This is a genomic window from Rhodococcus phenolicus (assembly GCF_001646785.1).
Taxonomy (GTDB): Bacteria; Actinomycetota; Actinomycetes; order Mycobacteriales; family Mycobacteriaceae; genus Rhodococcus; species Rhodococcus phenolicus.
The window spans coordinates 95,140-121,429 of the sequence record NZ_LRRH01000058.1; the positions used below are offsets into that span (position 1 = coordinate 95,140).

A 26,290-nucleotide genomic window follows, 5' to 3' on the forward strand; every position below is an offset into this window, starting at 1 on the left:
GTTCACGCGGTAGTTTGCTGTGGGGCGGTACGGCACACGGGGAGGCATGACTGTGAACGCGCAGCGCGACTCGGGGACATCGAGCTCGAGGACTTCGAACGGAGCGGCCGTCGTGGTCGCCGCCGCCACCACGTCGATCGAACGGGATCTGATCACCCGCTGGATGCGTTCCGGTGGCCTGCCGGCCGAATACTCTGCGAGCACCGAGAACTCCGGGGACACGACTCCCGCCGTCCTGGATCTCGACTCCCGGATCCTGACCACCGAGCTGGTGCCCCGCACCGACGACCCTCTGGTCGTGCCGGTGAAGGTGGTGTGGCTGCCCTCCGCGCGCGACGGTGCCCGCCGGGTGCGGTTCTCCGACGTGCTGGCGCTGACCAATCCGCGCAATCCGAACCGGCTGATCCAGCAGTGGCTGGTCGGCCGGTCCTCGGACCGGCACCGCATCGTCGTCGCCGAACCTGCGCGGCTGAGCGAGATGCGGGAGTCGCTGCACGCGGAGGACGGCGATCCGGCACCGGACTCGCTGGCCCGGCACATCATGCGGCGCGCGGTGGTCGCACTCGAACGCGCCGAACGCGCCGTCATCGGCGACCGGTACAAGGTGCCGCGCCTCGTGGCCGAGCAGATCATGGATTCGGGCTCGTTCCGCCGGCGCCTCGATGCGATCTGCGCCGAACACAACCTCACCCGCGAGGAAGTCGACTCGCGGGCGAGGGCAGCTCTCGGCGAACTCGTCGCCGTGCAGTCCCGCCTGGTGACCGACCTGTTCACGCAGGCGATGCGTCCGCTGCACTCGTCGGCGTGGAGTGTGCGCGCGGACGAGTCGGGACTGCGGGCGCTGCGTGAGCTCAACCGGCGGCGGCCACTGGTGTTCCTGCCGTCGCACCGCTCGTACGCGGACGCGTTCGTGCTCGGAGACATCCTCGCCAACAACGAGTTCCCGCGAAATCACCTGATGGGCGGCGCGAACCTGACGTTCTGGCCGATCGGGCCGATCGCCCGCCGCACCGGCACCGTGTTCATCCGCCGCAGCTTCGGTGACGACGCCGTCTACAAGGCGGCGCTCGAGGAGTACTTCGCCTATCTGCTGACGAAACGCTTCAACCTGGAGTGGTACTTCGAGGGCGGGCGTACCCGCACCGGCAAACTGCGGGCACCGAGATTCGGCCTGCTCAACTATGTGGCCAACGCGATCCGCTCCGGTCGTGTCGAGGACGCGATGCTGGTTCCGGTGTCGATCACCTACGAGGGGCTCGCGGAGGTCGCCGCCGTCGCAGCCGAGCAGACCGGCGCGACGAAGAAGCCGGAGGGACTGACCTGGTTGGCCCGCTACGCACGCAGTCAGCAACGCAGCGCCGGCAACGTGTACGTCCGTTTCGGCGAGCCGCTGTCGATGCGCGGGCTGCTCACCGGCGGCGGTGACCCCGAACTGTCCGAGCCGGCCGCGGACGAGACCGAGCATTTCGAACGGACACGCAAGGCGCTGCAGAAGGTCGGGTTCGAGGTCGCGGTCGGCATCAACGGTGCCACCCCGATCACGGTGAACTGCCTCGTGACGCTGGCGCTGCTCGGCGTGCGCGACCGGGCACTGACGCTCGACGAGGTGCGCGCTGTGATCGCCCCGGTGCGCCGGTACATCGAGGCCCGCGACGTGCCGCAGGGCGAACTGTCCGTCCTCGATGTCGAGGGCGGTCTCGCGACGGTGCTCGGCTCGCTCACCGACGCCGGGGTGGTCACCACCTACGCGGGGGGCGAGGAACCGGTCTACTCGATACATCGCGGTCAGCATCTGGTCGCGGCGTTCTACCGCAACAGCGGGGTGCACTGGTTCGTCAACCGCGCCATCCTCGAACTGGCGATCCTCCACGCACACGAGAATCCGGGTGGGAACCCGGTCCTGTCCGCGTGGGAGGAAGCCAAGAAACTGCGCGACCTGCTCAAGTTCGAGTTCTTCTTCCCGGATCGCGACACGTTCGAAGCCCAGATGCGCACCGAGCTGTCGCTGCTCGTCACCGAATGGAGCGACGAACTGCCCCGGTCCGAACAGGACGCGCTGACCGCGCTCATCGAGACCGGGTTCTTCATGGTGCACCGGACGCTCCGGTCGTTCTTCGACGCCCAGCTCGTGGTCGCCGAACGGCTGGCGTTGCGGGACCCGTCGCTGAAACTGGATCGCACCGCGTTTCTCGACGAGTGCGTGGCGGTCGGTACCCAGATGCTGCTGCAGGGCCGGTTGTACGGACCCGAATCGGTGTCGTCGGAGTTGTTCGCGACCGCGCTGCAACTGGCGGGCAATCGCGGTCTGCTCGACACCGGCGGCGAGGAGGTACGCGAGCAGCGCCGCGCGTTCGCCGCCGACCTGCTCGCGGTCGGTGAGCGGATCCAGCTCGCGGAGTCCCTCGACGTGTCGAACAGGAAGGCGGATCGGTGAACATCGAACAGGCACTGGAGCGGGTCCGGACCGGACCGCAGGGCCCGCGGATCGCGGCGTTCTTCGATTTCGACGGCACCATCGTGCACGGCTTCTCGGGAGTGCATTTCTTCCGGGACCGGCTGCTCGCCGGGAAGGTCAGTGCCGCGGAACTGGCGGGCACGATGCTCAACGGGCTCCGCGGCACCGACAGCGAATCCGATTTCGAACGGTTCGTCGCGGTCGCGTTCAAGGCGTGGGGCGGGCACACCGAGGACGAGCTGTACGAGATCGGGCAGCGCCTGTTCGCCTCGACGATCGCCGGGCACATCTATCCCGAAGCGTGGCAACTGATCAGGGCGCACCAAGCGGCCGGGCACACGGTGGTGATCGCCTCGTCGGCGTCCCGTTACCAGATCCAGGCGTCGGCGGATGCGCTCGGCGTCGACCGGATGCTCTACACCCCGCTGGAGGTGAAGGACGGGATCCTGTCCGGCAAGGTCGACGGAAAGTCACTGTGGCGCAGCGGTAAAGCCCAGGCCGTGATCGCCTTCGCGGAAGAACACGACATCGACCGCACCGAGAGCTACACCTATTCGAACGGTGGTGAGGATGTCGATTTCCTTGCCACGACCGGCAATCCGACGCCCACGAACCCGGACGGCACGCTCGTGAGGGCAGCCACCGAACGGCAGTGGCCGATTCTGCGGTTCCGGCCCCGCGGGACTCCCGGCGCGAAGGAACTCGTGCGGACCGCCGCGGCGTACGGCGGTCTCTTCGGTTCGGTCTGGACCGGCATCGGCCTGGGCATCGTCAATCGCAGCAAGAAGGTCGCGCTGGATTCGATGCTCGGCATCGGCTCCGACGTGTCCCTCGCCCTGGCCGGTGTCGACGTGCGCGTACACGGCGAATCCAACGTGTGGCTGCGGCGGCCGGCGGTGTTCATCTTCAATCACCAGAGCCAGCTCGATCCGGTGATCCTCGCGAAGGTGCTGCGACACGACTTCACCGGTGTCACCAAGAAGGAGATGGCGAACGATCCCCTGTTCGGGCCGTTACTGCGTTTCGTCGGTGCGGCGTTCGTCGACCGCAGCAACACCGATCAGGCGAAGGCCGCCCTCGGGCCGGTCGTGGACACGCTGCGCGGCGGCACCTCCGTGGTGATCGCCCCCGAGGGCACGCGCTCCCTGACCCCCGAGATCGGGCGGTTCAAGAAGGGTGCTTTCCACATCGCGATGCAGGCCGGCGTACCGATCGTGCCCGTCGTGATCCGCAACGCCGGGGAACTGCTGTGGAAGCACTCCACCCTGGTGCGGTCCGGCACCGCGGACGTCGCGGTTCTCGAACCGATCGACGTGAGCGACTGGACACCGCAGAACCTCGACGAACGCATCCGGGACGTCGAGGACCTCTACCGGCGAACCCTCGCCGATTGGCCTGCGGTTGTATAAGGACATGAGCGAAACCGATTCCGGCGAGCCGTACGACGCCGACGGGGACCGCGACGACGACACCGGCGGTCGCGACGACAGCGGCCGGGACGGAGGGAAGAACGACGCACAGGGACGCGACGAGCAGGCAAAAGGTCGCGGCGGCGGGAATCCCGAGAGCGCGAACCTCGACGACAGCGCGGATCTCGGCTCCAGCGAGAACGCCGACGACAGCGAGAACGGAAACGGGAACGGGAACGGCCTGAAGCCGGCTCATCGGCGGTACCTGAAATGGATCGTCGGGGTTGTGCTCGTCATCGTCCTGACGGTCGAGGCGATCCTGATCTGGCCGGAACTGTCGAGCAGCGTGAAAACTCTCGGCGACCTGCACTGGCAGTGGGTCGTCGCCGCGATCGGGGCGTCACTGCTCGAGATGTCGAGCTTCGCGCGGGTACAGCGCACACTGCTGTCCGCGGCCTCCGTCACCGTCACGCAGCGCCAGTCGCTGGCCGTCTCCTATGCCGCGAACTCGATGAGCGTCACCCTCCCCGGCGGGCCCGTCCTCGGCACCACCTTCACGTACCGGCAGATGCGCAAATGGGGCGCGAGCCCGGTGGTCGCGACGTGGCAGCTCGTGATGGCCGGCCTGCTGCAGGCCGCAGGCCTGGCGCTGCTGGGACTGGTCGGTGCTCTCCTCGTCGGCGCGGCCACCAACCCCTTCTCCCTGATCTTCTCGATCGGCGGGTTCGCCGCCTTCGTCGTGCTCGTGCAGTATGCGGCGAGCAATCCCGGATCGCTCGAGTCGATCGGCATCATCGCGCTGCGCGGCTTCAACCGGCTGCGCAAGAAGCCGGAACACACGTGGGTGCGGGCCTGGAAGCGGATCGTCGACCAGCTCGGCGCGGTCCAGCTGGACCGTCCGCACACGCTGCGCGCGTTCTCCTGGTCGATCCTCAACTGGTTGTGCGACGGGGCGTGCCTGGCGTTCGCGGCGTACGCGATCGGCGGGACTCCCAGCCTGGCCGGGATCGCGGTCGCCTACGCGGCCGGAACAGCGGCGAGCCGCGCGATTCCGCTGCTGCCCGCCGGTCTCGGGGTCATGGACGCGGTCCTCGTCCCCGCGTTGACCGCGAGCGGCATGACCGGCGCGCAGGCCCTGTCCGCCGTCGTCGTGTACCGGCTGATCAGCTTCCTGATGATCGCGGTCATCGGGTGGGTGGTGTTCGCGCTCCGCTATCGGGGAGCACCGGCCGACGACGAGCCCGGCCCCGATCTGGGCACGTTGTGGAAGGACGATTGAGGTTCGGTCACGGCAGGTGCATGAGCTGTCCTGCCAGCCCGAACAACCGGTTGGCGAGTTTGACGACGGGAATTCCCAGCGGCAGCAGCAGGATGGTCACGCACAGCAGCGCACCGACCAGCCACACCACCGCAGCCAGGATCCCCACGACCGTGCCGAGCACGGCGGTCAGCAGTCCGACCACAACCCCGAGCAGTCCCTTCAACGCTCCCATGACGCACTCCAGGTGAGGAATCCCCTGCTCTCAGTGTCCTCCTCCGATGGTCCCGTGAGCTGGGGTCGCCGCGATCGATGCCGTTCCGATTCGGGCACACGAGACACTTCGTTTACATAACGCAGTAGCGCCTCGCTGGCCTCCGCCCTCCTCGTGTGGTCTCCTGTCCGTAGCACTCTCAACTATCACTTGAGACTTTAGGGTTTCGGGTGTGGACGACCCTCTGTCCCGACACGCACAGGAGAAGTTCATGACACGCAGGACCACCCGTCGCCGGACGCGTCTGACGAGTGCCGCAGCCGCCGTCACGGCGGCCGTCGCACTCGCCCTCCCCGCCGTTGCGACCGCGGACCCCGTCGTGCCTTCGGAACCCGCCCCGGCTGCCGAGCCGTCGCCGGCCGTCGCCTCCCTGTCCGCAGTACTCGACAGCCTGCGCGGAACGGCCGGGGTGGACCCCGCTGCCGTCGCGGCCGCGGAAGCGATCGCCGGCGCACGCGGCGGGGTCACCGACGTCGCCGACGCGAACCCCGTCACCGCCTACCAGGAGGCGGTCGATTTCCTGCGCAAACTCGGTATCGAGCCGTTCCTGTACCCGACCGGCGCGCCCTTCTGCAACAACGAGAGCGGCCTGCCGCTCGGGATCGCCCCGGCGGTCGCGGGTGCGGTCCCCGGCGCCTGGCCGAACCTGCATCCGGTACCCGCCCTTCCCGCATTGAACGCCGTCGACGCCGGTCAGACCCTGTTCGCGTTCGTCCCGGCCGGCGTGGTCGACGGCGAGGACACCACCGGCATGCAGGTCGCCTGGTTCAACGTCAACACGCTCCAGGGCGGCACGGTCCCGATGGGCACGATCGGCGAGGCGGCCGAAGCAGCGGTGCCGGGCGGGGTTCCGGACATGTTGCGCCCCGTCGTCACCGAGGCCATCGCACAGTTCTTCTCGAGTGCCGTCCCGCTGGGCGGGGTTCGTGTCGCGCCGGTCGACACCGGCTCGGGAACCGTACTCGCGGCCGTGTTCGGCACGGTCACCAACGGCGAGACGTCGTGCTTCTTCCTTCCGACCGTCGGGATCGTCGACGTTCCCGCCGCCCCCGCCGGGTAGTCCGGGACGTCCCCAACCGACCCGGTCCCGCGAGCCGCGGGGCCGGGTCAGCCCGCTTGCTGCATCCGCTCGAGCCGGGAGAACACCAGTCCGACGGCCGTGTCCATGTGCGCGATGACCTGCTCCGCCGACTGCCGCCCCGCCGCCCAGCTCACCAGGCTCGACATCCACACGTCGGTGATGATGCGGACGGCGTTGAGCAGTTCCTCGGTGATGGTGTCGATACCCGCCGCGCGCGCGTACATACCGGTGATGACCTTGCCGAGCCGGTCCAGCTCGGCCGACGACGACGCGTCGGCGAACATCGCGGCACGCACCAGCGCGTCGTACAGCCGGGGCTCACGCTCGAGTTGCGCCAGCGCCCCGTGCAGTACCCACATGACGCGTTCCTGCGGCGACGAGCCGGGTGTGTGCTCGGCGTCGAAGTGTTCCGCGAATTGTTCGAACAGTTCCAGCATCGCCACCACGAGCAGGTGGTTCTTCGACGGGAAGTAGCGGTAGACCGTGCCGAGCGCGACTCCCGAGCGTTCCGCGACCGCGCGCATCTGCACCGCGTCGTATCCGCCCTCCGAGGCGAGTTCCTTCGCCGACGCGATGATGCGGTCGTACCGGGCTCGTTGCGCGGGCCGCAATCCCGCACCGGGCCGCGCCTCGGCCTGCGCTTCCGCCCCCGACGTCGACTCCTTCGCCATCACCGTCACCTTCCGTGTGGTCTACCGGACCAGCGTAGTGGAGCGATACCCCCGGTCCTCCCGTACTCCACCGCACGGTGAGGCACCCTCACGCGTCGTACTCCGCCGGGAGCCGGAGCACGCGACGACCACGCCCGGGCCAGGACGAACACCGCAGCCGGACACAAAATCAGACACCTGTCCAAAAAGTCCTTCCCCCGGCGGGTAGAACGCGTTACATTTCTTGGCAGTCACCGGAAAAGAGAGGGAGCACCGTGCGCCACGGCATCACCCTGTTCACCAGCGATCGCGGGATCCGCCCCGAAACCGCCGCGAAGGCCGCCGAAGCCCACGGCTTCGACAGCTTCTACGTGCCCGAACACACCCATATTCCGATCAACAGGGAATCGGCCCACCCCGGAACCGGCAACGAGACGCTGCCCGACGACCGCTACATGCGCACCCTCGATCCCTGGGTGACGCTGGGCCTGGCCGCCGCCGTCACCTCGACCATTCGCCTCGGCACGTCCGTGGCGCTGCCGCTCGAACACGATCCGATCACCCTGGCCAAGACCATCGCCACCCTCGACCACCTCTCCGGCGGCCGCGTGGTCCTCGGCGCCGGATTCGGCTGGAACGCCGAGGAACTCGCCGATCACGGCGTCGACCCCAAGAAGCGACGTACCGCGCTGCGCGAGTATCTCGAGGCGATGGCCGCCCTGTGGACCCAGGACGAAGCCGAATACCACGGCAGATTCGTCGAATTCGGCCCCAGCTGGGCATGGCCCAAGCCCGTCCAACAGCCGCGTCCGCCGATCCTGCTCGGCGCCGGCCCCACCGACCGCAACTTCGAATGGATCGTCCGCTCCGCCGACGGCTGGATCACCACCCCGCGCGACCGCAACATCGACGAGCACGTGCTGCGCCTGCAGAAGATGTGGACCGAGGCCGGCCGCGACGGCAGCCCCGAGGTCCTGGCCCTGGCCGGGCGGCCCGACCTCGACGAACTGCGCGTGTGGCGCGAGGCCGGCGTCACCGAGGTGGTCTTCGGTCTGCCCGATCGTTCCGAGGACGAGGTCCTCGCGTACATCGAACGCCTCGGCACCACGATCTCCGGATACTGAAACCCGTACGACCAGAACGGATCACAATGACCTCCACTCCCCTGCACCCCCTGCGCGCCGACGAGATCCCCGCCTGGGACCTCGAAGCCGACGTCGTCATCGCCGGCAACGGCATCGCCGGTGTCTCCGCGTCCATCGAGGCCGCGCGTGCCGGAGCCGACGTCCTGGTCCTCGAACGTACCGGCGGTTGGGGCGGAGCGGCGTCACTGTCGGGCGGCATCCTGTACCTCGGCGGCGGCACCCCGCTGCAGAAGGCACTCGGCTTCGAGGACACCCCCGAGAACATGAAGGCGTTCATGACGGCTGCGCTCGGGCCCGGCACCGACGAAGCGAAGATCACCGAGTACTGCGACGGCAGCGTCGACCACTACAACTGGCTGGTCGAGAACGGTGTCGTTTTCAAGGAGAGCTTCTGGGGCGAACCGGGCTGGGAGATCCCGGGTGACGACGGCCTCATGTACTCCGGCGGTGAGAACGCCGCGCCGTTCAACGAGATCGCCACCCCCGCGCCCCGTGGGCACGTGCCGCAGATGAGCAACAAACGCACCGGCGAGCAGGGCGGCGGCTACATGATCATGAAGCCGCTCACCGAGACCGCCGAAAAGCTCGGTGTCAGAGCAGAATACGACGTGCGCGTGCAGCGCCTTGTCGTCGACGACAGCGGCCGCGTCGTCGGCATCTCCGCCAAGCGGTACGGCAAGGACCTGCACGTGCGGGCACGGCGCGGCGTCGTCCTGGCGACGGGCAGCTTCGCGTACAACAAGGAGATGGTCGAGGCGTACGCGCCGAACCTGATCGGCCGGCCCGGTGCCGCCATCGAGGAACACGACGGTCGCGCCATCCGCATGGCGCAGGCACTCGGCGCAGACCTCGCGCACATGGACGCCACCGAGGTCGCGTTCTTCGGTGATCCGCAACTGATGGCACGCGGCATCCTCGTCAACGCCCGCGGGCAGCGGTACGTGCCGGAGGACACCTACCCCGGCCGGATCGGACAACTCACCCTCTTCAGGAACGACAATGAGGCCTTCCTGATCATCGACGAGGCATCCTACGAGGAAGGTTGCGCCGCAAGGAGTTCCACTCCGTTCTTCCGGTTCCGCCCGAAGTGGGTGGCGGAGACGGTCGGGGAACTCGAATCGGAGATCGGCCTGCCCGCCGGAACGCTGCAGGCCACCGTCGACGTGTACAACCGCCACGCCGAGAACGGGCAGGACCCGGTGCTCGGCAAGAAGAGCGAGTGGGTCAAACCCATCGGCACCCCGGTCGCGGCGCTGGACCTGCGCAACTTCACGGCCGGTTTCACGCTCGGTGGCCTGCGCACCAGCGTGAACTCGGAGGTCCTGCACGTCTCCGGCGACCCGATCCCCGGCCTGTTCGCGGCCGGTCGCTGCACGTCCGGTGTGTGCGCCGGCGGGTATGCGAGCGGAACCTCGCTCGGCGACGGCAGCTTCTTCGGCCGCCGCGCCGGCATCTCCGCCGCCAAGAGCTGACGCCCCCGCGCTCCCTGGTGATGGGAACCTTCAGTCGGACAGGCCGAATGAAGGTTCCCGTCACCGTCAGAAGACGGTGCCGAGGTCGCGGCGCATGATGTCGTCGGCGCCGAACTCCGCGAGCGCGGCGATCGTCATCGACGGATTGCAGGCACCGGTCGAGCCGGGGATCTTCGCCCCGTCCACGACGTACAGCCCGCGCTGCCCGTGCACCCGGCCCGCGTCGTCGCACACCGACTCGAAGGTGGCACCGCCGAGCGGATGGAAGGTGTTGACGTCCAGCGAATTCACGTCCAGGACGATCGCAGCGGGCCCGACGACCTGCCGGATCCGCGATTCGATCGCGCGGGTCAGGTCACGGTCGTACGCCTGGTCCCAGGTCAGCACCGCATCGTCGAGCGAGCCGTCGTAGTGCCACCGGCCGAGTCCTTTCACAGTGCCGAATCCGATCACCGAGGTGGTGCCCAGATCGACCGGGAACGGGACCGGGCCGGTCACGATGGTCAACGCGCCCGCCGGGTTGCCGAAATCCCGGAACCCGACGCACGCCGGACCGCCCTGGAACGCCCCGGGACTGAGCAGCGGCGTGGTCACCGAGAAGACCCGGTCGCCGTTGTTGCCCCACCCGGTACCGACACCGTCCGGCAGATCCGGCACCAGTCCCTTCGCCTTCGACTTGACGAGCAGCCTTGTCGTACCGGGTGACCCGGCACCGAGGAACAGCGCGTCCGCGACGATCCGCTTGCGTTCGACGACGGTACCGTCGGTCGCGAGCCGGTCGGTGTGCGCAATCCACCGTCCGTCGGCGCCGCGTTCGATGTCGTTGACGCGATGGAGGGTTTCGAGGTGGACGTTCCCGGTGGCCTCTGCTTCGGCGAGCCACGTGACGTCCACGGAGAACTTGCCGCCGTTGTTGACCCCGTAGATGAGGTCACCGTTCGTGTACGACGGGGACAGCTCCCCGGTGAGCTCGCGGCGCGCGAAGTCCCAGTCGATGGGCATCGGCACCCGGAACGTGTCCAGGCCCTCGGCGGCGGCACGTTCGAGGAACTGCCGTGAGGACCGGTACTTCTCGTGGTACAGCAGGTCGTCGGGGATCGTGGCCAGATGCAACGTCCGGGCCACCCGTGGGAAGTACTCACGGTCGAGCAGTTCGTAGTCGATGCGCGGGGAAACCGACTCGGCGAACTGCTCGCCGCCGGGCTGCAAGGTCATCCCGTGATACAGCAGTGAACTGCCACCGACCCCGGCACCGCACAGGATGTCGATGCCGTTGCCCTTCACCCGTTCCATCAATCCGGTGTACGGCAACGACGGGATCGGCGGGGCACCGGTCATCACCGGCAGCGGCGACAGCCACGACGCACGGTGATCCGGCGACAGCATGTGCGGGAAGGTCTCGGAGTTCGGTCCGGTGGGCCAGCGCAGACCACGTTCGAGCACGAGCGTCTGCACGCCCGCGCGTCCCAGGTGCGCAGCGGTGATCGCACCCCCGAATCCGCTGCCGATCACCACGGCGCGGTGGTGTTCCTCGGTGACCTCTGCCCGGGCTCGCGGTGTGCGGGCAACGGTCAGGGTGAGTGCGGCAGCCGCGGCGCCGCCCAGCAAGGTCCGGCGCGACAGCACAGTATCCACGTAGGGTCTCCTCGCGGGATGGACCGGCCCGCGACGGAACGATCCGCGCGGGCCGGTAAGTCAGATGGTATGGTGCGCCTCGGTTTTCGACGCATACTCGTGCGCCCAGCGATAGTCGGGCTTGCCGCTGGGGGTACGCTCGACGATCTCGGACAACCAGATCGACCGCGGAATCTTGTAACCGGCGAGCGTGTTGCGGGCGTGCCGCTCGACGTCGTCGAAGTCGAGCACACCGGCCTCACGCGAACGGACCACCGCCGCGACCCGCTGCCCCCACCGTTCGTCGGGCACACCGATGACGATCGCGTCGTACACCGCCGGATGCGCCTTGAGGACCGCCTCGACCTCCTCGGCGAACACCTTCTCCCCACCGGTGTTGACGACCATGTTGCCGCGTCCCAGCAGTGTGATCGTGCCGTCCGCCTCGGCACGGGCGCGGTCGCCCGTGACCACGACCCGCTCGCCGTCGATCACCTTGAAGACCTCGGCGGACTGCATCGGATCGTTGTAGTACCCGAACGGCACGTGACCCTTCTTCGCGAGCCTGCCCTCGCCCCGGGCGACAGGGCGATCCTCGTCGTCGACGACGAACGAGCCCCGGCCCGCGCCGATCCGCGGACCACTGTCCTGCGCGAGACCCTTTCTGGCGATGCCGATTCCGCTGAACCCCGTTTCCGAGGAACCGACCGAATCGGAGATGAGCACGCCGGGAATCGCGTCGAACATCGCGTCCTTGACCGACTGTGAGAACAAGGCCGCGCCGGAGGCGACCACACCGAGCCCGGTGGCGTCGTAGCCGCCGTCGGTGAGCGCGTCGACGAGCGGCCGGCCCATCGCGTCCCCGGTGATCACCATGACCTGCGGACGGTGACGCTGCACGATCTCCCACGTGCGGTGCGCATCGAAGTGGTTGTCGAGGATCACCGTGTTGCCCGAGAACAGCGAGTTGCACGTGGTCATCAGCGCGGAGGTGTGGATGAGCGGCGGCAGCAACAACCACCGGCCCGATTCCGCGGCGGCGGTGGCCAGGCGGGACTGATGGTACTCGTCCGGGACCGGTTCGCCGCTGTAGAAGTCGGATCCACCCCCGAGGACCCGCCAGATGTCCTCCTGACGCCACACCACGCCCTTGGGGCGCCCGGTCGTACCGCCGGTGTAGATGATGTAGAGGTCGTCACCGGACCGGGGACCGAAGCCGCGTTCCGGTGAACTCGAGGCGAGCGCGGCCTCGTACGTCGAAGAGGTCTCCTGCCGGTCGCCGACGACCAGACTGTGCCGCAGTTTCGGCACCGCGGGGAGCACATCCTCGACGACCTGCGCGTACGCACGGTGGAACACGAGCGCGTCGAGTTCGGCGTTGCCGTACAGGTACGCCAGTTCGTCCGAGGTGTAACGGTAGTTGACGGTGATCGGCACCGCCCGGATCTTGAAAGCGGCGAAGATGGTTTCGACGGCTTCGATCGAATTGTGCAGGTGGACACCGATGTGGCTGCCCTCGCCGAAACCGGCGGCGGTGAAGTGATGGGCGAGCCGGTTCGCACGGGCGTCCAGTTCCCGGAACGTGACCTGCCGGTCGCCGACGATCAGCGCCACACGATCCGGCACCGCATCGACGGCGTGTTCGAACAGGTCCGCAAAGTTGTGGGCCACGCAGAGATCCTTTCGGGTCGCGCGCTCAGACCACAGTGAGCGGCAAGGGAATTCCTCGATCTGCAAAGACGAAACTCGATCCCGAGCTGAACCTGGTGATAGCGACCTCACCACATTCCTTCGCGGGAGCGGATTCGACGATCACCTCGACGATGAGCGCATCGGCGTCCTCTGCCACGACCCGCACAGAGAAATGCGGATCCACGCCGCGCACAAGAGCATTCAGCGCCTCGAGGTGCTCGCCGTCGACGAGTGCCGGCCAGGCACCGTCCGTGTGCGCTCCGCCGCTGCGCCGGATACGCAACTCGAGCCTCTGCCCGTCGAACCGGATGTCGCGGTGGACGTACTGCTGCGGCGCGAACATCGGATGCACCGACAGCACCGTCGCCAGACCGTCGAGGTCGCCGGGCAGGCCGAGCGCCTTCCGGATACGTTCGGAGGTCAGCCCCGCGATACCGGTGAGCTGCTTGCGGGTGATCGCCAGGGCCGACTCCTCGTCGGTGCGTTTGCGCACGCCCGACAGGAACCCGAGGGTGAGCAGGTGCTGCTGCAGGCACACCTCCTCCGCGATGCGCACGAGTGCCGACCGGGAGAAGTCGCCGAACCGCACGTCCGACAACAGCGGACCCGCATAGTCGGCGTTGCCGTCGTCCGCCGGGTCGATGGGACTCAGTTCGACCGCGACCGCGGCCGAGCGCCCGAGGGCCTCGGTGTGCGGCTCCATTTTCGGTGGCACATGCGACGGATCGATGACGACCGTCCAGGCGCAGTGCGGGTGACGGTCCTCGGGCCGGCGCGGCGGCCGGTGGATCGGCCGCACCTGGGCGTGCGGATTGGTGGCCAGCGCGGTCGCATCGAACGTCGGATCCTCGATGTCGTGGCACATCGATGTCACGTAGTCGTCGCCGAGCGGCTCCACATCCATGAGCGCACCGCAGTGGTCGAGCCAGAACTCCCCGTGATTCGCGTCGTCGACGCGGTACCGGAAGTCCATGAACTGTGGCGGGGCACCGATGTCGAGTTGCAGCCCCTTGAAAATCGTGACGACGTCGTCACCCTCGTACCCCAGCGCACGCTGCATGCGCCGGGTGTACCAGGGGCTCGACGCCTGCCACTCCTCGATCGCGACCTCCGCCATGCCCTCGCGGCCGAACGCCGAGATCAGGTGCGCCATCCCGGACCGGTCGATGAGCTGACCGCACAACAGCAGTTCGGGAACGAGAACCGCCAGATCGCGGCGCGAGAGCGCCGCGAACGACTGCGCGACCCCGTCAGCGGTGCTCACCACAGCGGAACCGGCGACTTCCCGACGGGGTACCAGCCCGGGAGCTTCTCGCCGGACACGGACCGCTCGATGCGCTTGTTCATACCGTCGGACAGCGCTCCGGCGGTGATCATCTCGAGGAACAGGTGCGAGACGTTCCCGAAGTCGAAGAAGTCGCGCTGCCAGGACCACTGGAAATCGCCGCCGTAGCGGAACCAGCTGCCGCCGATACCCTGCACGGTGTAGTGCGACCCGTCCTCACGGGTGGCGTCGGCGACCTGCTTCCAGAGACCGATCACGTCGCCGGTGCGCTCGTCGACGACGAACTGCTGATAGGGGTACTCCCAGCCGTCGAGGCCGTCCATCTCCTGACCGAGGGCCAGTTCACGGATCTCCTCGCGGCCGACGGCCATGAACTCTTCCTTCGGGCCGTAGTTCCATCCGTAGGTGGCGTCCTCGGTGTACATGTCCGCCAGGGGCTTCCAGTCGCCGTCGGCCTCGGCGCGCTTGTTTGCATCGATCCAGCGCTGGATCATCTCGTCCAGCTCGGCACGATCGAACGGGGCCATGGTGTCTCCTGTAGTCAGTCGTCGACGATGCTCAGTGCTCGGGTGGGGCAGTACTTGACGGCCGCTTCGACGTCGTCGCGCAGCCTTTCCGGGACGGTGGCCATGAGAACCTCCACCGTCCCGTGTTTCGCGACCGTGAAGACGTCGGGTGCTTCCATCGAACACATGGCGTGTCCTTGGCAGAGGTCGAGATCCGCTTCGATCTTCACGGGGTTCCTCACTTCCGGGCGCGACGGCGGTACCGGACCGCGCACGGCTGCGCGAGTTGCACCACCATCTTGGAATGGTCGTTGTGGTACGAGTCGGCGGGCTGCGCCATCTCGAATTCGAAGTCGCGCAGCAGGATCGAGAAGATCGCTTTGAGTTGCATGAGCGCGAACGCGGCGCCCACGCAGCGGTGGCGGCCGGCGCCGAACGGAATCCACGTCCAGCGGTTGACGATGTCCTCCTGGTTCGGGTCGATGTAGCGGCCCGGGTCGAAGGTATCGGGGTTCGGGAAGTCCTCGGGGATCCGGTTGGAGATTGCCGGGGTCGCGCCCACCAGGTCGCCGTCGGCGATGCGGTAGCCACCGACCTCGTAGTCACCGCGGGCGACGCGCAGCAGCAGGATCAGCGGCGGATGCAGCCGCAGCGTCTCCTTGAGGACAGCTTCGAGCACCGGGATCTGGCGCAGTGCATGGAAGCTCACGTCGGCACCGTCGGCGTAGAGGGTGTCGAGCTCGGTGGTGACCTTCGTCAGGTACTCCGGGTTGCGCAGCAGTTCGATGAGCGCCCACGCGGCCGTACCGGACGTGGTGTGGTGCCCGGCGAACATCATCGAGATGAAGATGCCGGTGACCTCGTCCGCGCTGAACCGCTCGGTCCCGTCCTCGTTCTTGATCGAGACGAGCACATCGAGCAGGTCGCGATCCTCCTTGCCCTGTGGCGGATTCACGATGCGGCCGTTCATGATCTCCTGGACGAGATCGACCAGACCCCTGCGTGCTTCGTCGCGGCGGCGGAAGCTCTCGATCGGGGCATACGGGTCGACGAATGCCAGTGCGTCCGTCCCCTTCTCGAGATCGTGGTAGAGGTGCGCGAAACGGTCGTCGAGTTCGTCGCGGAACTTCTTGCCGATCAGGCAGGACGAGGACGTGTAGATGGTCAGCTCGGCGAAGAACTCGAGCAGGTCGATCTCGCCCTCGTCGCCCCAGCCCGCGATCATGTCCTGGACTTCGCGGTCGATGGTGGCGGCATGCCCCTTCATCTGCTCGCCGCGCAGTGCCGTGTTGTGCAGCATCTCCTTGCGCCGCTCCGGGCTGGCGTCGAAGACCACCCCTTCGCCGAAGACAGGCTTCATGAACGGGTAGGCGGCCTGCTGATCGAGATCCTCGTCCGCTGCCCGGAAGAAGAACTCGTTGGCCTCGGCCCCCGACAGCAGCACGACCTTCTTGTCGGCGAGCTGGAAGACACCGACGTCCCCGCACTCCTCGCGGACCCGCTTCATCAGCGCGATGGGATCGGTGCGCAGTTCCTCGAGGTGGCCGTGCTCGTGTTCGCCTCCGGAGACGCGGAGCGGAGCCGTCGCGGTGGTGGTCATGCCTGGTCCTTCCGGTCGTCGTTCCTGCGCAGCGGCGCTTCGGGCTGGACCTCGACGAGCACGATGTGGGCGCCGCGGGGCGCCGACACCACCGACACCGCGGCCGCGGCGATGTCGGAGGCCCGCAGGAGATAGGGATGGCGCGCCAGACCCCAGTGGATCCAGTCCTCGAGCAGCGGCCCGACGACCTCTTCCGGCTGGTCCATGCCCGCCGCGGTCTGGGTGGGGCCCGGACGCACCGTGGAGGCGCGAACACCGGTGCCCTCGAGTTCCATTCGCATCTGGCGCACCAGGGCTTCGAGCCCGGTCTTGGCGCCGATGTAGGCGCCGGCGCGGGGCCGTGCCTCGACGGCACAATCGGAGCCGATGACCACGAAATCACCGCGGGCGCGGGCGATCATCCCGGGCACGACCCGGTGCGCGAGACGCTGGGTGCCGCCGAGATGCACGTCGACCTGGAATCCGAAACGGGCCGGGTCCATCTCGTGCACGAGCGCGAAGTCCATGTCGCCGGCTCCGGAGATCACGATCTCGGTCGGGCCGTGCGCGGCCTCGGCAGCGGTGACGAACGCGTCGACGGACTCGGTCGACGAGACGTCGAGGAAATGTGCGATCGCCTGGCCGCCCTCGGCGCGGATCTTCTCGGCGATGGCCTCGCACTCGTCGACGCGGCGTGCACCGAGGGCGACGGGGTGCCCCAGTTCGGCCAGGGCGTACGCGGTGGCGGTGCCGATTCCGGAGGAGGCGCCGCTGACGATCGCGGGCCGGCGCGCCGGATGGGGTTCGAATCTAGGCATGGCGGCGGGTCACTTTCAGGGGCAGCGCGGCGAAACCCCGGACGTTGGTGGAGTGGACTCGTTCACAGCGGTCGAAATCGACGTCGTAGTCGGCGACGTGGCGGGCGAACTGCTCGAGCGCAATGTTCGCTTCGAGCCGGGCGAGGTGCGCACCGAGGCAGAAGTGTACTCCCCCACCGAAACTCGCGATTTTGCTTGTGCTGTCGCGGCCGATCCGGTACTTGTCGGCATCCTCGAACACCTCGGAGTCGCGGTTGGCGGATCCGATGAGCAGCAGCACCTTGTCGCCTTCGGCGATGGTCCGGTCGTGCAGTTCGATGTCCGCGGCCGCGGTACGCGCGACGATCTGACTCGAGGTGTCGTAACGCAGCGTCTCCTCGGTCCAGTCGGGTGCGCGCTCCGGATCCCGCAGGACGAGCGCGGCCTGGTCCTTGTCGACCGCGCCCCAGTAGAGGGCGTTGCCGAGCAGTTTGGTGGTGGTTTCGTTGCCTGCGACGACCATCAGGAACATGAACCCGATGATCTCGTCGTCGGTGAGCCGGTCGCCGTCGATCTCCGCGTCGAGCAGCGCCGACGTGAGGTCCTCGGTGCGCCGGGCGCGGCGTTCGGTGAGCATGTCGGCGTAGTAGCCGACGAGGTTGAGCGAGGCCTCCATCGCAGCGACCGGAACGTCGAGGACGCCTTCTTCGCGGTGCACGACGAGGTCGGCCATGCGGCGAATTTCGGCGCGGTCCTGCTGGGGAACACCCATGAGTTCGGAGATCACGTCCATCGGCAGCTTGCCGGCGAACTCGGCGATCCAATCGAATTCGCCTGTCTCCACAGCAGGTTCGAGGTATCCGAGCGTGAGTTCGAGGATGCGCTCCTGCATGTCGGCGACGCGCCGCGGTGTGAAGCCCTTCGAGACGAGTTGACGCATCCGCATGTGCCGCGGGTCGTCCATCGCGAGGAAGGACATCACCTTGTGCGCGTGCGGTCCGTAGGCGGACGGATCGAGGGACACACCGTTGGCACTGGAGAGCCTGGTGTTGTCCCGGAAGCCGGTGATGACGTCGGCGTGGCGCGACAGCGCCCAGAACCCGAGGTCGTCGTTGCGGTAGAGCGGAGCCTCGTCCCGCAGCCGGAGGTAGGTCGGGTACGGGTCTTCGTGGAAGGTGTAGTCGTAGGGATCGAACAGCAACGGCCCGGACAGTGACGTGTCGAGCGAGGCCTGAGTCATGGCTACTCCAAAAGTAGTCTGGCGGAGGTTTCCAACCGGTCGGCGAGCTTCGCGTAGCTGCCGTATCCCATTCCGGCGCGGACGAGTGCTCCCGCGTACAGCAGTTCGAGGGCTTCGAGGGTGTCCGGGTCGCCGTCCACGCCGAGTGCCACCGACAGGCGTTCCCGGATGTCGAGGCCGATGCGCCCCCGCAGGTGTTCGACATCGGGGTCGCGGCCGAGCAGCGCGCTGGTCACGGCCCCGGCGAGTTCGGGCTCGTCGTCCATGAGCATCGCGATGTTGCGCAACACGGCCGACACCCGGTCGGCGGTGTTGCCGGCGATGTCGGAGGGTTCGGGTGTCGCGGCGAGCCGGCGCCAGAACACCTCCGCGACGAGGTGTTCCTTGGACGAGAAGTAGGTGTACGCCGTGGCGGGGGCGACCCCCGCCCGCGAGGCGACACTGCGCACGGTCAGGCCTGCGAATCCTTCCTCCCGGAGCACCTCGACCGCAGCGCGGGTGAGGCGATCCACGGTGTCCGCCTGCTTCTCGGTGAGGCGCCGGCGAGTGGATTCGAGATTCACATTTCTGGACACGTGTCTGGACATTACTACGGTTGCCGCGATGCGGCAATGCCCGATCCGCACCGTACGCACGAAATCAGTCCTGACGCGGGTGGATACGGACCGGCAGGGACTTGACGCCGTTGACGAAATTCGAGCGCAAGCGTCGCGCCGGTCCCGCCGGCTCGACGCGGTCGAGGCGCCGCGCGAGCGTCTCGAACATGACCTTCAGCTCGAGCCTGGCCAGATGCGCGCCGAGGCAGAAGTGCACCCCCGTGCCGCCGAACGCGACGTGCGGATTGTGTTCTCGCCCGATGTCGAAGCGGTGCGGTTCGTCGAAGACGGCGCCGTCGCGGTTCGCGGCCGGGTAGTACAGGACGACCTTGTCGCCACGTTCCACCGGTTGCTCACCGATCGCCGCGGGGCAGGTGGGGGTGCGACGGAAGCCGATCACGGGGCTCACCCAGCGCAGGATCTCCTCGACCGCGCCCGGGACGAGTTCGGGATCGCACTGCAGTCGCCGCCACTGGTCGGGGTGGTCCATGAACGCCTGCATGCCGCCGGTGATGGAGTTGCGCGTCGTCTCGTTGCCCGCGATGACGAGCAGCACGAAGAACATGCAGAATTCCATCTCGGTGAGCGTGTCCCCGTTCTCGTCCGGACAGACGAGCCTGGACACGATGTCGTCCCGCGGTTCCGCCCGGCGCCGGGCGGCGATCTCGTTGGCGTACAGGAAGATCTCGGCGGCGGCGAGCTCTCCGTCCTCCTGGGTGCTGCCGTACTCGGGGTCGTCCCAGCCGATCATCCGGTTGGACCAGTCGTACAGCTTGCCCACGTCCTCGGTGGGGGCGCCGAGCAGCGCCGCGATCACCTCCAGCGGCAGTGGCGCCGAGACGATCGGCACGAAGTCCACGACGGCGCCGTCGCGTCCGGCTTCGATCAGTTCGCCGACGGTCCGTTCGCAGATGTCGCGAATGCGCTCCTCGAGTTGCTTGACGACCCTGGGTGTGAAGCCGCGGCTCACGAGCTGACGCAACCGGGTGTGTTCCGGCGCATCGAGATTGATGAGCATGGCGGCCTGCTTGAGCCGGGTTTCCTCGTCGAACTCGTCGATCTGGGTGGTGCCGAGCGCCGACGAGAAGGTCGTGCTGTCGCGGGAGACCGCCATGACATCGGCGTGCCGGGTCAGGGCCCAGAAGCCGGGGCCGTCCTCCTCGGGTTGCCAATGCACGGGACATCGCCGCCGGATGTCGTCGAACGCGTCGTGCGGCATCTCCTTCGTGTAGACATCGGGGCTCTTGAGATCGGTCTGGGACGCCGTCATGGGGAGGCTACCTCGGGTGTCGTGGAATTCGGGTGTCCGGGTTTCGCGGAAACGAATGTCTCTCGTTTATAAACTACTCATATTCGTTTGAAATGGAAGACCCGTAAGATCGCTTTATGGCACGTGACAACGAACGCCCCGTGCGGCGCCGCACGCTGACCCGCGACAAGGTGATCGACGCCGCGCTCGCCGTCGTCGACGAGCACGGGTGGGAACAGTTGACGATGAGCACGCTCGCGACGCGCGTGGGTGTCGTCGGCGCGTCGCTGTACAACCACGTGCGCGGCCTCGACGACGTCCGCTCCGAAATCCAGATCCGGGCGATGACCGCCCTCGGCACCCGGCTGCGGGAAGAGGCGATGGGCCGCAGCGGAATCGACGGACTGCGGCACCTCATCGCGGCCTACCGGTCGTGGACGGTCGCGAATCACCGCCGCTACGAGGCGCTCACCACCGCCCCGATCGACCGCGACGCACTCATCGCCTCCGCGCTCGACGCGAACAGCGCACTGCGTGCGATGCTCGTCTCGTGTGGTGTGCCCGAGGAGGATTCGCTCGACACCGCGGTTGCGCTGTTCGCCGCGGTGCACGGATTCGCCATGATCGAGGGAACCGGGTTCCTCGGCGACGAGATGGATCTCGATCGCATCTTCGAGAAGGTGGTCGACGGTGCAACGGCGTCGATCACCGCGTCGCCGTCACGCTGACCCCCGGCGCTGCCCGGCCGGGGCGTCGACGAATTCCGCTATCTCCGCGATCGTCCACGGTGGATCCGTGTGGTGGTCGCGCCACGCGAGGAGCCTCGGTTGCGGCCGTGGGAAGCGCCCGATGAAACATCCCGAGCCGGCGAGGATCTCGCCGGTGATCCCTTCCGACCGCTCGTCGGCGAGGTACGCGTAGAGCCGGGCGACGTACTCCGGGGGTGCCGGGTCGAGTGAGCCCCGATAGCTCACGTCGTCGAGCAGACCCCGGCTGTGGAGTTGCTCGATCTGCCGTTCGTACTCGTCGCCGGTCGACAACCGCGTCCGCGCACCCGGACACACCGCGTTGGCCCGGACCCCGTGTTCGCGCAGTTCCGCCGCGATCGCCAGGGTGAGACTGTTGACCGCGCCCTTGCCCGCCGGGTAGCCGGTGCCGCCGTAGTCGCCGAGGAACGCGAACGAGCTCGTGTTGACGATGGCGCCGCCCCCGCGTGCCACGAGGTGCGGAGCCACAGTCCGGCACGTCCGGAATGTGCCGGTGAGGTGCGCGTCGAGCAGTTCGTGCCACTGCTCGTCGGTCACCGACAGGATCGACGACCCGCCCGGCTCCGCGATGCCGGCGCAGTTGACCAGGGCGTCGACATCCCCGAACTCGTCGAGTGCCGCGGCCAGCAGCGCCTCGGCCACTCCCGGCGCCGCAGCGGATCCGGCAACACCGACAGCGCGTCCACCTGCGGATTCGATCGCCGCGACCGTGTCGCGCACCGCGTCTTCGGCTCGCCCGTTGATCACCACCGCCGTCCCCCCGGCGGCCAGCTCCAGCGCCACCGCCCGGCCGATACCTCGGCTCGCGCCGGTCACGATCGCCGCCCGATCCCCCATGTCGCCCCTTCCGTCCGGCGCGATATTGCACCGCGTATCTGTCCGAACTATAGTCCAGACAAGTGTCCAGATTATGAGGACCGTCACACGCTCCACGTCTACCGACGTCTGCCACCGAACCGCCAGAACGGGAGCACCACCACATGGCCCTGCGCCCAATGAACAGCCCGACCGACAGCTCGTCCCTGCTGATCGACGGCAAGCTCGTCCCCGGCTCCGAGGGGACCTTCGAAGTCCTCGACCCCGCCACCGAGGAAATCCTCGGCTACGCCGCCGACGGCACCGGCGCCGACATGGACGCGGCCATCGCCGCCGCCCGCCTCGCGTTCGACACCACCGACTGGTCGCGCGACCACGCCTTCCGCGCCCGCTGCCTGCGGCAGTTGCGCGACGCGTTGCGCGGCCACATCGAGGAACTGCGCGAGATCACCATCGCCGAGGTCGGCGCGCCCCGGTTTCTCACCTCCGCCGCGCACCTCGAAGGCCCCATCGACGACCTGCTCTGGTTCGCCGACCTCGCCGAGAAATACGAATGGAAGCAGGATCTCGGCAACGCCTCCCCCATGGGCATACCCACGCACCGATACCTGCTCAAGGAAGCGGTCGGGGTCGTCGGCGCGATCACCCCGTGGAACTTCCCCCACCAGATCAACTTCGCGAAGATCGGACCCGCGCTCGCCGCCGGCAACACCGTCGTCCTCAAGCCCGCCCCCGACACCCCGTGGTGCGCCGCGCTTGTCGGCAGGATCGTCGCCGAGGAGACCGACATCCCGCCTGGCGTGCTGAACATCGTGACCTCGAGCGATCATTCGGTCGGAGAGCAACTCGCCACCGATCCGCGCGTGGACCTGGTCTCGTTCACCGGCTCGACCGCGACCGGCAAGTCCGTGATGCGCGCGGCGTCCGACTCGCTCAAGAAGGTGTTCCTCGAGCTCGGCGGCAAGTCCGCCTTCGTGGTGCTCGACGACGCCGACCTGAAGGGCGCCTGCTCCATGGCCGCGTTCACCGTGTGCACGCACGCCGGGCAGGGTTGCGCGATCACCACCCGGCTCCTCGTTCCCCGCGACCGCTACGACGAGGCCGTCGAACTCACCGCCAAGGCCCTGCGGGGTATCCGGCCCGGCGATCCGAACGAGCCCGGAACCATCTGCGGACCACTGATTTCCGCGCGCCAGCGCGACCGCGTCGAGGGCTACCTGAAGCTCGCGGTCGAGGAAGGCGGCACGATCGTCGTCGGCGGCGGCCGGCCCGCCGAACACGACAAGGGATTCTTCGTCGAACCGACCCTGATCGCAGGACTGGACAACAAGGCCCGGGTCGCACAGGAGGAGATCTTCGGCCCCGTCCTGGTGATCCTGCCGCACGACGGCGACGACGACGCCGTGCGCATCGCCAACGACTCCCCCTACGGCCTGTCCGGCTCGGTGTTCGGCACGGATCCCGACCGCATCGCCCACGTCGTCGCCGGGATCCGCACCGGCACCCTCGGTGTCAACGGTGGCATCTGGTACGCCGCCGACGCCCCCTTCGGGGGTTACAAGCAGTCCGGAATCGGCCGCGAGATGGGTGTGGCCGGCTTCGAGGAATACCTGGAGACCAAACTCGTCGCGGAACCCGCGGCGTCGTAGGAAAGGTTCACGAACATGGGACGTTTCACCGATCGAACCGCCATCGTCACCGGCGGCGCGCAGGGCATCGGCGAGGCCTACGCCCGCGCGCTCGCCGCCGAAGGCGCGAACGTCGTGGTCGCCGACCTCAACGCCGAAGCCGGGGAGCAGGTCGCCAAGCAGATCGTCGCGGACGGCGGCAGCGCCGTCTTCATCTCCGTCGACGTCGCCGACCCGGACTCCGCCGCCGAACTCGCCGCCAAGACCGTCGAGGCGTTCGGTGGCATCGACCACGTGGTCAACAACGCCGCGATCTACGGTGGTATGAAGCTGGACCTGCTGCTCACCGTGCCGTGGGACTACTACAAGAAGTTCATGAGCGTGAACCTCGACGGCGCACTGAACGTCACCCGCGCCGTGTGGCCGCACATGCGGAAGAAGGGCGGCTCGATCGTGAACCAGTCGTCGACCGCGGCATGGCTCTACTCCGGCTTCTACGGCCTGGCGAAGGTCGGCGTCAACGGACTGACCCAGCAGCTCGCGGTCGAACTGGGCGGCAACAACATTCGTATCAACGCGATCGCCCCCGGACCCATCGACACCGAGGCCACCCGCACCGTGACGCCGGGCAACATGGTCGCCGACATGGTCGGCAAGCTCCCGCTCAAGCGGATGGGCACACCCGAGGACCTGGTGGGCATGTGCCTGTTCCTGCTGTCCGACGAGGCCGGCTGGGTCACCGGACAGATCTTCAACGTCGACGGCGGCCAGGTGATCCGGTCGTGACCGCGCCGGACGAGGTGTCCGTCGGCTACATCGGGCTCGGGAACATGGGAGCACCGATGGCCAAGCGGCTGCTCGAGTGGCCCGGGGGCCTGACCGTCCTCGACATGCGCCCGGAGGCGGTCGAACCCTTCACCGCTGCCGGCGCGACCGCCGCCGCCAGTGCCGCCGAACTGGCCGCCCGGTGCGACGTCATCTCCGTGACGGTGCTCGACGACGCGCAGGTCCGCGACGTCGTCGCCGGTCCCGACGGGCTGCTGTCGACCGCGCGCCCCGGCACCGTCATCGCCGTGCACTCGACGATCTCCGACGCCACCGCCGTCGAACTCGCCGCGGTGTGCGCCGAGCGCGGCGTCGATCTGGTCGACGCCCCCGTCTCCGGCGGTGCAGCCGGTGCCGCCAAAGGCACTCTGGCCGTGATGGTCGGCGCGGAGGAGGCAGCGTTCGCGAAGGTCCGCGAACCGTTCGGCACGTGGGCCGGGCTCGTCGTCCACGCCGGGCCGGTCGGCGCGGGAACACGAATGAAGCTGGCGCGCAACCTGTTGCACTTCATCTCGTTCAATGCGGCCGCGGAAGCCCAGCGCCTCGCCGAGGCCGCCGGACTCGACATCACCGCACTCGGCAAGGTGGTACGGCACACCGACGCGATCACCGGTGGCGCCGGCGCGATCATGTTGCGCGACACCACCGCCGCGCTGGCGCCCGAGGATCCGTGGTTTCCGATCCTCGCCCACGCACGCTCGCTCGGCGAGAAGGACCTGACGTTGGCGCTCGAGCTCGGCGAGCGGCTGGGAGTCGAGCTTCCGCTCGGGAACCTGGCCCTCGCCGATCTCGGCACCGGGCTCGGTGTCGGGCCCGGGGAGCTGGCACAACAACGTTCGACGAAGGAGAACGCGTGACCGACGAACGACGGAAGCGGGGCCTCGACATGATGTCGCAGGTCTACGGCTGGGAGATGCAGGACGGGCCGGGCGACCACTTCGCCTACACCGCCGACCACCTGTTCGGCGAAATCTGGACCCGGCCCGGACTGAGCATCCGGGACCGCCGGCTGCTGCTGCTCGGCGCACTCACCGCCCAGGGCCTGACCGACATCGCCGAGATCCAGATCGGCGCCGCACTCCAGAACGAGGAACTCGACGAGGAGCAACTGCGAGAGATCGCCCTGTTCCTGTGCCACTACGTCGGCTGGCCGCTCGGCACGAAGCTCGACACGACCGTCGGCAAGGTATTGCACCAGCGCAGGACCGCGGCACGCTCGTGACCTCGCCGCCCACCGTTCCGGCGGCGCCGGAGCGGCGGGCGGAACGCACTGCGGGGCATCGACGGCCCGGCCAGGTTCGCGCTGTATGACGCGCATCCGGGTGAATGTCGGCAATTTCGTTTGCGCGGAAACGGATCGGATGTTCACCGACCTCCAGCGGGACTGCGGCGGCGTCGATGTTCTGCGCCACAATCGCGAAGCGGCGTCGGTCGAACACCAAACGGTGATCCGGTTGAACCGTCGCGGTCCGGATTCTGGCGGATCCGGCCGACGCGGACGACGGCTGGAACTACCTGGTACGCCTCTATCGCCCGCGGCGCGAGATCCTCGACGGGAGTTGGGTGTTCCCTTCGGTCACCTCGTCATAGACAGACCGGCCGGCCCCCGGCACTGCCCGGTCCGTCACGACCGCGAACCGCGAGGCGCGAACCGGGCGGTGCCGGTGTCCATGTCGACGCCCAGCCACGCCGGATCACCGTCCGCGGTGTCGTCGCGGTCCATGAGCGATGTCTGCCTCTGCTCGAACTCGAGTCGCCGCGACCCCTGGAACAGCGCGCCGACCTCCTCGAACCCGGTGGCGGCCACCGGCCTGCTGCGGCCGCCTCCGCCGCGTCGCAGCAGGCGCCGCCCGGTCACCCGGGACCACACCACCTCGATCGCGGCCAGCCCCACCAGCAGGCACGCCAGCCCCGGAATCGTCATCGCGAACAACGCACCCATCACACCAGCG

25 protein-coding genes are annotated in these 26,290 nt (G+C 68.1%); 11 read left to right on the plus strand and 14 right to left on the minus strand.

The annotated features are described in order from the left end of the window. Positions 1-46 precede the first annotated feature (46 nt). The 3 genes from A8G15_RS16790 to A8G15_RS16800 are packed head-to-tail and all read left to right on the plus strand — an operon-like array spanning position 47 to position 5,143. Complete coding sequence (locus tag A8G15_RS16790; RefSeq protein WP_068161842.1) at positions 47-2,434, plus strand: glycerol-3-phosphate 1-O-acyltransferase; 2,388 nt, start codon at positions 47-49, stop codon at positions 2,432-2,434. Further along, entirely contained in the window at positions 2,431-3,864 is a 1,434-nt protein-coding gene (locus A8G15_RS16795; RefSeq protein WP_068161845.1) for an HAD-IB family hydrolase, read from the plus strand. The genes A8G15_RS16790 and A8G15_RS16795 overlap by 4 nt, the downstream gene beginning before the upstream one ends. Positions 3,865-3,868: 4 nt before the next feature. Further along, complete coding sequence (locus A8G15_RS16800; RefSeq protein ID WP_245687874.1) at positions 3,869-5,143, plus strand: lysylphosphatidylglycerol synthase transmembrane domain-containing protein; 1,275 nt, start codon at positions 3,869-3,871, stop codon at positions 5,141-5,143. Between the two features lie 7 nt (positions 5,144-5,150). Here the strand turns inward: A8G15_RS16800 and A8G15_RS16805 are convergent, their stop codons facing one another. Continuing rightward, positions 5,151-5,357, minus strand: coding sequence for a hypothetical protein (locus tag A8G15_RS16805; RefSeq protein ID WP_068161848.1), 207 nt, complete (start codon positions 5,355-5,357; stop codon positions 5,151-5,153). 250 nt (positions 5,358-5,607) lie between these two features. On the opposite strand from A8G15_RS16805, the gene A8G15_RS16810 reads away from it, so the two are divergent. Further along, positions 5,608-6,456, plus strand: coding sequence for a hypothetical protein (locus A8G15_RS16810; RefSeq protein WP_068161966.1), 849 nt, complete (start codon positions 5,608-5,610; stop codon positions 6,454-6,456). A 47-nt stretch (positions 6,457-6,503) separates the two neighbouring features. Here the strand turns inward: A8G15_RS16810 and A8G15_RS16815 are convergent, their stop codons facing one another. After that, on the minus strand, positions 6,504-7,148 hold the full coding sequence (locus A8G15_RS16815; RefSeq protein ID WP_068161968.1) for a TetR family transcriptional regulator: 645 nt from the start codon (positions 7,146-7,148) through the stop codon (positions 6,504-6,506). Between the two features lie 254 nt (positions 7,149-7,402). Here A8G15_RS16815 and A8G15_RS16820 point away from each other — a divergent pair, with 254 nt between their 5' ends. Together A8G15_RS16820 and A8G15_RS16825 are read left to right on the plus strand one after the other, a co-directional pair. Then, positions 7,403-8,251, plus strand: coding sequence for an LLM class F420-dependent oxidoreductase (locus A8G15_RS16820; RefSeq protein ID WP_068161852.1), 849 nt, complete (start codon positions 7,403-7,405; stop codon positions 8,249-8,251). Between the two features lie 26 nt (positions 8,252-8,277). After that, positions 8,278-9,744 (plus strand): FAD-dependent oxidoreductase, encoded by a 1,467-nt coding sequence (locus A8G15_RS16825; RefSeq protein ID WP_068161854.1) that lies wholly within the window; start codon positions 8,278-8,280, stop codon positions 9,742-9,744. 66 nt (positions 9,745-9,810) lie between these two features. Here the strand turns inward: A8G15_RS16825 and A8G15_RS16830 are convergent, their stop codons facing one another. From A8G15_RS16830 to A8G15_RS16875, 10 genes are all read right to left on the minus strand, one after another. Further along, a complete protein-coding gene (locus A8G15_RS16830; protein ID WP_068161857.1) occupies positions 9,811-11,379 on the minus strand; it encodes a GMC oxidoreductase in 1,569 nt (522 codons plus the stop codon). 60 nt (positions 11,380-11,439) lie between these two features. After that, on the minus strand, positions 11,440-13,029 hold the full coding sequence (locus A8G15_RS16835; protein ID WP_068161859.1) for an acyl-CoA synthetase: 1,590 nt from the start codon (positions 13,027-13,029) through the stop codon (positions 11,440-11,442). Positions 13,030-13,054: 25 nt separating this feature from the next. Further along, the gene (locus A8G15_RS16840; RefSeq protein ID WP_425415099.1) at positions 13,055-14,314 is read right to left on the minus strand and encodes a hypothetical protein; all 1,260 of its coding nucleotides are present in this window, start codon (positions 14,312-14,314) and stop codon (positions 13,055-13,057) included. Next, positions 14,311-14,862 (minus strand): Cif family virulence factor, encoded by a 552-nt coding sequence (locus A8G15_RS16845; protein ID WP_068161864.1) that lies wholly within the window; start codon positions 14,860-14,862, stop codon positions 14,311-14,313. Before A8G15_RS16845 ends, A8G15_RS16840 begins: the two co-directional genes overlap by 4 nt. Positions 14,863-14,876: 14 nt before the next feature. Then, a complete protein-coding gene (locus A8G15_RS16850; RefSeq protein ID WP_068161867.1) occupies positions 14,877-15,071 on the minus strand; it encodes a ferredoxin in 195 nt (64 codons plus the stop codon). Between the two features lie 8 nt (positions 15,072-15,079). Continuing rightward, entirely contained in the window at positions 15,080-16,441 is a 1,362-nt protein-coding gene (locus A8G15_RS16855; protein ID WP_068161870.1) for a cytochrome P450, read from the minus strand. Next, positions 16,438-17,238, minus strand: a complete 801-nt coding sequence (locus A8G15_RS16860; protein WP_068161873.1) for an SDR family oxidoreductase — start codon at positions 17,236-17,238, stop codon at positions 16,438-16,440. The genes A8G15_RS16855 and A8G15_RS16860 overlap by 4 nt, the downstream gene beginning before the upstream one ends. After that, positions 17,231-18,457: a cytochrome P450 gene (locus A8G15_RS16865; RefSeq protein ID WP_068161877.1), complete on the minus strand. Its 1,227-nt coding sequence runs from the start codon at positions 18,455-18,457 to the stop codon at positions 17,231-17,233. The genes A8G15_RS16860 and A8G15_RS16865 overlap by 8 nt, the downstream gene beginning before the upstream one ends. Before the next feature lie 2 nt (positions 18,458-18,459). Continuing rightward, complete coding sequence (locus A8G15_RS16870) at positions 18,460-19,020, minus strand: TetR/AcrR family transcriptional regulator (RefSeq protein ID WP_068161880.1); 561 nt, start codon at positions 19,018-19,020, stop codon at positions 18,460-18,462. Positions 19,021-19,096: 76 nt separating this feature from the next. After that, the gene (locus A8G15_RS16875; protein WP_068161882.1) at positions 19,097-20,323 is read right to left on the minus strand and encodes a cytochrome P450; all 1,227 of its coding nucleotides are present in this window, start codon (positions 20,321-20,323) and stop codon (positions 19,097-19,099) included. 116 nt (positions 20,324-20,439) lie between these two features. On the opposite strand from A8G15_RS16875, the gene A8G15_RS16880 reads away from it, so the two are divergent. After that, positions 20,440-21,030, plus strand: a complete 591-nt coding sequence (locus A8G15_RS16880) for a TetR/AcrR family transcriptional regulator (protein ID WP_068161886.1) — start codon at positions 20,440-20,442, stop codon at positions 21,028-21,030. Here A8G15_RS16880 and A8G15_RS16885 read toward each other — a convergent pair. Further along, on the minus strand, positions 21,022-21,906 hold the full coding sequence (locus A8G15_RS16885) for an SDR family NAD(P)-dependent oxidoreductase (protein WP_068161890.1): 885 nt from the start codon (positions 21,904-21,906) through the stop codon (positions 21,022-21,024). The two genes, A8G15_RS16880 and A8G15_RS16885, sit on opposite strands and share 9 nt — an antisense overlap. Before the next feature lie 143 nt (positions 21,907-22,049). Here A8G15_RS16885 and A8G15_RS16890 point away from each other — a divergent pair, with 143 nt between their 5' ends. Genes A8G15_RS16890 through A8G15_RS16905 form a run of 4 tightly spaced genes read left to right on the plus strand, consistent with a single transcriptional unit; the run spans position 22,050 to position 25,560 of the window. Beyond that, positions 22,050-23,534: an aldehyde dehydrogenase gene (locus tag A8G15_RS16890; RefSeq protein WP_068161893.1), complete on the plus strand. Its 1,485-nt coding sequence runs from the start codon at positions 22,050-22,052 to the stop codon at positions 23,532-23,534. 15 nt (positions 23,535-23,549) lie between these two features. Further along, positions 23,550-24,299, plus strand: coding sequence for an SDR family oxidoreductase (locus tag A8G15_RS16895; RefSeq protein ID WP_068161896.1), 750 nt, complete (start codon positions 23,550-23,552; stop codon positions 24,297-24,299). Then, the gene (locus A8G15_RS16900) at positions 24,296-25,195 is read left to right on the plus strand and encodes an NAD(P)-dependent oxidoreductase (protein ID WP_082899957.1); all 900 of its coding nucleotides are present in this window, start codon (positions 24,296-24,298) and stop codon (positions 25,193-25,195) included. The genes A8G15_RS16895 and A8G15_RS16900 overlap by 4 nt, the downstream gene beginning before the upstream one ends. Beyond that, positions 25,192-25,560 carry a carboxymuconolactone decarboxylase family protein gene (locus tag A8G15_RS16905; protein ID WP_068161898.1) on the plus strand — a complete coding sequence of 123 codons (369 nt, stop codon included), beginning with the start codon at positions 25,192-25,194 and terminating at the stop codon, positions 25,558-25,560. Before A8G15_RS16900 ends, A8G15_RS16905 begins: the two co-directional genes overlap by 4 nt. A gap of 402 nt (positions 25,561-25,962) precedes the next feature. Here the strand turns inward: A8G15_RS16905 and A8G15_RS16910 are convergent, their stop codons facing one another. Beyond that, on the minus strand, positions 25,963-26,280 hold the full coding sequence (locus tag A8G15_RS16910; RefSeq protein WP_068161900.1) for a DUF6191 domain-containing protein: 318 nt from the start codon (positions 26,278-26,280) through the stop codon (positions 25,963-25,965). Positions 26,281-26,290 lie beyond the last annotated feature (10 nt).

Excerpts from the sequence above, each read along its gene's own strand:
- A8G15_RS16875 (WP_068161882.1), bottom strand. The coding sequence starts at position 20,323 with ATGACGGCGTCCCAGACCGATCTCAAGAGCCCCGATGTCTACACGAAG.
- A8G15_RS16815 (WP_068161968.1), bottom strand. The coding sequence starts at position 7,148 with ATGGCGAAGGAGTCGACGTCGGGGGCGGAAGCGCAGGCCGAGGCGCGG.
- A8G15_RS16805 (WP_068161848.1), bottom strand. The coding sequence starts at position 5,357 with ATGGGAGCGTTGAAGGGACTGCTCGGGGTTGTGGTCGGACTGCTGACC.
- A8G15_RS16855 (WP_068161870.1), bottom strand. The coding sequence starts at position 16,441 with ATGACCACCACCGCGACGGCTCCGCTCCGCGTCTCCGGAGGCGAACAC.
- A8G15_RS16890 (WP_068161893.1), top strand. The coding sequence starts at position 22,050 with ATGGCCCTGCGCCCAATGAACAGCCCGACCGACAGCTCGTCCCTGCTG.
- A8G15_RS16895 (WP_068161896.1), top strand. The coding sequence starts at position 23,550 with ATGGGACGTTTCACCGATCGAACCGCCATCGTCACCGGCGGCGCGCAG.
- A8G15_RS16860 (WP_068161873.1), bottom strand. The coding sequence starts at position 17,238 with ATGCCTAGATTCGAACCCCATCCGGCGCGCCGGCCCGCGATCGTCAGC.
- A8G15_RS16865 (WP_068161877.1), bottom strand. The coding sequence starts at position 18,457 with ATGACTCAGGCCTCGCTCGACACGTCACTGTCCGGGCCGTTGCTGTTC.
- A8G15_RS16910 (WP_068161900.1), bottom strand. The coding sequence starts at position 26,280 with ATGGGTGCGTTGTTCGCGATGACGATTCCGGGGCTGGCGTGCCTGCTG.
- A8G15_RS16790 (WP_068161842.1), top strand. The coding sequence starts at position 47 with ATGACTGTGAACGCGCAGCGCGACTCGGGGACATCGAGCTCGAGGACT.
- A8G15_RS16885 (WP_068161890.1), bottom strand. The coding sequence starts at position 21,906 with ATGGGGGATCGGGCGGCGATCGTGACCGGCGCGAGCCGAGGTATCGGC.
- A8G15_RS16800 (WP_245687874.1), top strand. The coding sequence starts at position 3,869 with ATGAGCGAAACCGATTCCGGCGAGCCGTACGACGCCGACGGGGACCGC.
- A8G15_RS16825 (WP_068161854.1), top strand. The coding sequence starts at position 8,278 with ATGACCTCCACTCCCCTGCACCCCCTGCGCGCCGACGAGATCCCCGCC.
- A8G15_RS16845 (WP_068161864.1), bottom strand. The coding sequence starts at position 14,862 with ATGGCCCCGTTCGATCGTGCCGAGCTGGACGAGATGATCCAGCGCTGG.
- A8G15_RS16880 (WP_068161886.1), top strand. The coding sequence starts at position 20,440 with ATGGCACGTGACAACGAACGCCCCGTGCGGCGCCGCACGCTGACCCGC.
- A8G15_RS16810 (WP_068161966.1), top strand. The coding sequence starts at position 5,608 with ATGACACGCAGGACCACCCGTCGCCGGACGCGTCTGACGAGTGCCGCA.